A 916-nucleotide genomic window follows, 5' to 3' on the forward strand; every position below is an offset into this window, starting at 1 on the left:
TCCTAATCTGGAGATTTTTAATATGTTATTAGGCGTTTGCTGTCAACTTAGCAATAACCTCTTTAAGATTATCAATCAACTCTGCTTCAGTATGCTCAGAGCCTTTTTCATCTGCCAAGAACAAAACTGCTTTTTGAAGTTCTTCTTGAGAATTTTCAAGGATATCCTTATCTACTGTTTCAAGGTTTAAGTCTTTAAGAAGTTTACTTAATTCCTTGACTAATTTCTCGAGTTCTGATTCTTTGTTACGACGAGCTAGGAGGAAGAAGAGGAGACCTAAAAGCACTAGGATACTTGCTGCAATAATCCCTACTGGGACTTGAGTTTGATTTGCAGACTCATCTTCTCCTGCTGTTTCTTTGCCCGCTGTTTGTCCTCCATCCTTAGTTGCTGACTGGCTTTCCTTAATGGACTCTAGGGAAGCAATAGCATCCTTGACTGTTTGCAAGATATGGCGTAACCCTTGCTCTGTCAAACTATCATCTGCAAGAGCTTTCTTAGCCTCTACCAAAACAAGACGTGCTGAATCTGTGGTAGGATTCGATACACCTGTCAATAATCTCAAAAGATTTTCTAAGGTTTGAGTCTGCTTACTTAGTTCTGACTTGTCTAAAATTCCTTGACCCTGAGTTGCTGAACGAACAGTATCGTCTTCTCTATTCGCTGTATTTGCACTAGGTTCCGTAGTTGTCACTGGAGCTACAGACGAACGAGCAGTGGTTGTTGAACCACTGTCAGTGCTTCGTCCATCTTGTCCAGAATTTGCTTGCCCACTATCTGATGGACTTGTTGGTTCTGTAGTGTTCACATTGCTAGAATTTCCAGGTTGGTTATTAGTCGTTAGGAGGTGACGAGGAGATGGAATAGGATTGATACGATTGATTTCATCAATTGCTCTAGCTGCTGTAAGGTCTGC

At 41.0% G+C, this 916-nt stretch carries 1 protein-coding gene and 1 pseudogene; both read right to left on the reverse strand.

The genetic code is table 11. From position 1 onward, the window contains the following. Nucleotides 1-28: 28 nt before the first annotated feature. A complete protein-coding gene (locus HT687_RS11505) occupies nt 29-286 on the reverse strand; it encodes a hypothetical protein (RefSeq protein WP_064496609.1) in 258 nt (85 codons plus the stop codon). 33 nt (nt 287-319) lie between these two features. Next, nucleotides 320-556 (reverse strand): annotated as a pseudogene (locus HT687_RS11510) (hypothetical protein); the annotation flags it as partial. Nucleotides 557-916 lie beyond the last annotated feature (360 nt).

The organism is Streptococcus sp. 1449, assembly GCF_013276805.1.
GTDB classification, from domain to species: Bacteria; Bacillota; Bacilli; order Lactobacillales; family Streptococcaceae; genus Streptococcus; species Streptococcus pseudopneumoniae.